The sequence below is a fragment of the Pseudonocardia sp. genome, assembly GCF_025465255.1.
Taxonomy (GTDB): domain Bacteria; phylum Actinomycetota; class Actinomycetes; order Mycobacteriales; family Pseudonocardiaceae; genus Pseudonocardia.
The window spans coordinates 1-5,152 of record NZ_JAODNI010000209.1 but is presented as its reverse complement, the minus strand read 5'-3'; the positions used below and the strand labels follow the sequence as shown (position 1 = coordinate 5,152).

General features: G+C 67.8%; 1 protein-coding gene and 1 pseudogene. Both read right to left on the bottom strand.

The features are described from left to right. A pseudogene (locus JWP64_RS26010) lies at nt 1-643 on the bottom strand (DNA-directed RNA polymerase subunit beta'); the annotation flags it as partial. Between the two features lie 56 nt (nt 644-699). Further along, a complete protein-coding gene (gene rpoB, locus JWP64_RS26005; RefSeq protein ID WP_297502335.1) occupies nt 700-4,212 on the bottom strand; it encodes a DNA-directed RNA polymerase subunit beta in 3,513 nt (1,170 codons plus the stop codon). Between the last annotated feature and the right edge of the window lie 940 nt (nt 4,213-5,152).

Sequence of the window (5,152 nt, the reverse complement as noted above, 5' to 3'; positions counted from 1 at the left end):
CGCGCTGGGCACGGTCACGGAGCTGGCGCATCTCGCGCTCGCCACCCTCCTTGACCTTGCGGCGGACGTCGCTCTTGGCGCCCTCCGCCTCGAGCTCGGCGATGTCGGCCTCGAGCTTCTGGGCCCGGGCCTCCAGGTCCGTGTCCCGGCGCACCTCGACCCGCTTGCGCTCCACGCTCATCTCGTTCTCGAGCGTGGACAGGTCCTGGTGACGCAGGTCCTTGTTCACCGAGGTGATGACGTACGCGGCGAAGTAGATGATCTTCTCGAGATCCTTCGGCGCCAGGTCGAGCAGGTAGCCCAGCCGGCTCGGCACACCCTTGAAGTACCAGATGTGCGTGACCGGGGCGGCCAGCTCGATGTGGCCCATCCGCTCACGCCGCACCTTGGCGCGCGTGACCTCCACGCCGCAGCGCTCGCAGATGATGCCCTTGAACCGGACGCGCTTGTACTTGCCGCAGTAGCACTCCCAGTCCCGGGTCGGACCGAAGATCTTCTCGCAGAAGAGTCCGTCCTTCTCGGGCTTGAGCGTGCGGTAGTTGATGGTCTCCGGCTTCTTGACCTCGCCGTGCGACCACTGGCGGATGTCCTCGGCGGTAGCCAGGCCGATCCGCAGCTCGTCGAAGAAGTTGACGTCGAGCACTTAGTTGTCCTCAGTTTCCCCGAAGAAATGAATTCGGTAAGTGGCTCCGGCCAGGGTCAGTTGACGACATCGTCGATGGTCATCGAGTCGGATCCGGGACGGCTGGACAGGTTGATGCCCAGGTTCGCCGCGGCCCGCTCGAGGTCCTCGTCGTCGGTGTCGCGCATCTCGATGGCCGCGCCGTCGCTGGACAGCACCTCGACGTTCAGGCAGAGCGACTGAAGCTCCTTCAGCAGCACCTTGAACGACTCGGGGATGCCCGGCTCGGGGATGTTCTCCCCCTTGACGATGGCCTCGTAGACCTTGACCCTGCCCACCACGTCGTCGGACTTGATGGTGAGCAGTTCCTGCAGGGTGTAGGCGGCGCCGTAGGCCTGCATCGCCCAGCACTCCATCTCACCGAAGCGCTGGCCACCGAACTGGGCCTTACCGCCGAGCGGCTGCTGCGTGATCATGGAGTACGGACCGGTGGAGCGTGCGTGGATCTTGTCGTCCACCAGGTGGGCCAGCTTCAGGATGTACATGTAGCCGACCGCGACCGGGAACGGGTAGGGCTCGCCGGAACGCCCGTCGAGCAGCGTCGCCTTGCCGTTCGGGCCGACCATGCGGTCCCCGTCGCGGTTCGGCAGCGTCGAGCCCAGCAGCCCGGTGATCTCGTTCTCCTTGGCGCCGTCGAACACCGGCACCGCGGTGTTCGTGCCGGGCGGCACGGAGAGGAGCTCGTCGGGCATCTTGGACGCCCAGTCGGGCCTGCCCTCGACCTCCCAGCCGGACTTGGCGATCCAGCCGAGGTGGGTCTCGAGGACCTGGCCGATGTTCATCCGTCGCGGCACACCGTGCGTGTTCAGGATGATGTCGACGGGCGTGCCGTCCGGCAGGAAGGGCATGTCCTCGGCGGGGAGGATCTTGCCGATGACGCCCTTGTTGCCGTGCCGGCCGGCGAGCTTGTCGCCGTCCTGGATCTTGCGCTTCTGGGCCACGTAGACGCGGACCAGCTCGTTGACGCCCGGCGCGAGCTCGTCGTCGTCGTCCCGGGAGAAGACCCGGATGCCGATGACCTTGCCGTTCTCGCCGTGCGGGACCTTCAGCGAGGTGTCGCGCACCTCGCGCGCCTTCTCACCGAAGATCGCGCGGAGCAGGCGCTCCTCCGGGGTCAGCTCGGTCTCGCCCTTCGGCGTCACCTTGCCGACCAGGATGTCGCCGGGCTGGACCTCGGCGCCGATCCGGATGATGCCGCGCTCGTCCAGGTCCGCGAGGACCTCCTCGGAGACGTTCGGGATGTCCCGGGTGATCTCCTCGGCGCCGAGCTTGGTGTCCCGGGCGTCGATCTCGTGCTCCTCGATGTGGATCGACGTGAGCACGTCGTCCTGCACCAGGCGCTGCGAGAGGATGATCGCGTCCTCGTAGTTGTGGCCCTCCCACGGCATGATCGCCACGAGCAGGTTCTTGCCCAGCGCCATCTCGCCGTTCTCGGTGCAGGGTCCGTCGGCGAGCACCTGGCCCACCTCGACCCGCTGCCCCTCGTCCACGATCGGCTTCTGGTTGTTGCAGGTGCCCTGGTTCGACCGGCGGAACTTGTTCAGCCGGTACGTCTGCCGGGTGCCCTCGTCGGCCATGATCGTGATGTAGTCGGCGCAGAGCTCCTCGACGACACCCGCCTTCTCGGTGACGACGACGTCACCCGCGTCGACCGCGGCGCGCAGCTCCATGCCCGTGCCGACCAGCGGCGACTCGCTGCGGAGCAGCGGGACGGACTGACGCTGCATGTTCGCACCCATCAGGGCGCGGTTCGCGTCGTCGTGCTCGAGGAACGGGATCAGCGCCGTCGCGACAGACACCATCTGGCGCGGCGACACGTCGATGTACTCGACGCCCGTCGGCGGGATCAAATCGACCTCGCCGCCCTTGCGGCGGACCAGGACGCGGTCCTCGGTGAAGGACCCGTCCTCGTGCAGCGGCGCGTTGGCCTGCGCGATGACGAAGCGGTCCTCCTCGTCGGCGGTCAGGTAGTCGATCTGCTCGGTGACCCGGCCCTCGACGACCTTGCGGTACGGCGTCTGGATGAAGCCGAACGGGTTGACCTGCGCGAACGTCGACAGCGACCCGATCAGACCGATGTTCGGGCCTTCCGGGGTCTCGATCGGGCACATCCGGCCGTAGTGGCTGGGGTGCACGTCGCGGACCTCGAAGCCCGCCCGCTCACGGGACAGACCACCCGGGCCCAGCGCGGACAGACGCCGCTTGTGCGTCAGGCCGGCCAGCGGGTTGTGCTGATCCATGAACTGGGACAGCTGCGAGGTGCCGAAGAACTCCTTGATCGCGGCCACGACGGGCCGGATGTTGATCAGGGTCTGCGGCGTGATGGCCTCGACGTCCTGCGTGGTCATCCGCTCGCGGACGACGCGCTCCATCCGGGACAGGCCCACGCGGACCTGGTTCTGGATGAGCTCGCCGACCGTGCGCAGGCGACGGTTGCCGAAGTGGTCGATGTCGTCGGTCTCGACCGGGATCTCCTCGCCCGGCTTACCGGGCGCCGCCATCATGGTCTCGCCGGCGTGCAGCCGGACGAGGTACTCGATGGTGGTGGCGATGTCCTCCTCGGTGAGCGTGCCCAGGGCGGGCGGCTCGCTGAGGCCGAGCTTCTTGTTGATCTTGTACCGGCCGACCTTGGCGAGGTCGTAGCGCTTGTCCTTGAAGAACAGGTTCTCCAGGAGCGTCTGGGCGCTCTCCCGCGTCGGGGGCTCGCCCGGGCGCAGCTTGCGGTAGATGTCGAGCAGCGCCTCGTCCTGGCCGGCGGTGTGGTCCTTCTCCAGGGTGGCGAGGATCGTCTCGGAGAACCCGAAACGCTCCTGGATCTGCTCGGTCGTCCAGCCGAGCGCCTTCAGCAGTACGGTGACCGGCTGGCGGCGCTTGCGGTCGATGCGGACGCCGACGGTGTCGCGCTTGTCGACGTCGAACTCGAGCCACGCACCGCGGCTCGGGATGACCTTGACCGAGTAGACGTCCTTCTCGGTCGTCTTGTCGATGTTGTGGTCGAAGTAGACACCCGGGGACCGCACCAGCTGCGACACCACGACTCGCTCGGTGCCGTTGATGATGAAGGTGCCCTTGTCGGTCATCACCGGGAAGTCACCCATGAACACCGTCTGGCTCTTGATCTCGCCGGTGGTGTTGTTGGTGAACTCCGCGGTGACGAACAGCGGGGCCCCGTAGGTCATGTCCTTGTCCCGGCACTCCTCGACGGAGGCCTTGACCTCGTCGAAGCGCGGGTCGGAGAAGGACAGCGACATGGACCCGGAGAAGTCCTCGATCGGAGAGATCTCCGTCAGGATCTCCTCGAGACCTCCGACCGGGTTCACGTCGCCGGCGTCGATCCGCCGCTGGAACCAGGCCTCGTCGCCGACCAGCCACTGGAACGACTGGATCTGGAGATCGAGGAGGTCAGGCACCTCCAGGGGCTCGCGGATCTTCGCGAAGGAGACACGGGTGGGTGCGCCAGGGAAGCTCGGGTTCGCCGAGACGGCGTTGCCGGGGGTCGCAGTGGTCACGGTGGCGCGGGAGACAGCCAAGATGCGTCCTTCCGAGAACTACGCTCTCGTCTGGCGGGCACCGCCCCCGAAGCGCTACCGTCACCTCCGCCGCCGCCGGATGCCGATTGCGCAGCGATCCGGGACGTGGACGTCCGGTGTTGCCGGGGAGCGAGACTCGCCGTTTATTGTCAGGGCGCGGACTCCGACCAGGCCCGGCGAGCACGATGGCGGACCTTCGGCACCGGCACGGTCCTGAGACCCCTTGCGAGGAACGGACCCTGACCGGCGGAATTTCCGACAGCGTGCACGCGGAACCTGGGCGGAGGCAGCGCAAAGAGGCAGTCTAGCCGCAAAAGCAGCCGCTGTCGAGACGGGTCACCGAGCCAAGCACGAAGGCAACCATCGGAACCCAAGAGTGACCTGACAGACGCACCGAGTCAAGACGCTACGCGTCGGTAAGTGGTCCTCCGTGGAGGACGACCGGCTGCTCCGGGCGAGGAACGGCCACCATCCGCCGGTCCGGCGTGGGATCCGTCCGCTCCGCCCGCCATCGACGGGAGGTGAACGGTCCACCCGATCGAGGTCTCGCCCGCCGTGGGAGGCGAACGGAACCCCGGGTCGGTGCGACCTTACCCGCAGCGGTCCGCGCCCCCGGCCCCCGGGCCCCCGGCGCCCGGGCCCCGGGCCGTCGGTCTCCGCCGGATCCCGCCCGGCGGTTGACACCCCCTCACACACGACACGACGATCGTCGCGTGCCGGGCAGCTGTCGCACGACGGCCGCGAGCACGCACCTCGCGCGACAAGGGAGTCGACCATGAGTGAAGTCCCCGCCATGAAGGACCTGCTGGGCGCGGACGCCCCGAGCAACTGGGGCAAGTGGGGGCCCGACGACGAGCTGGGCTGTCTCAACTACCTCGACGCGGGCGAGGTGCTGCGCGGGGTACGGCACATCAAGTCCGGCGAGGTCTTCACGCTGCAG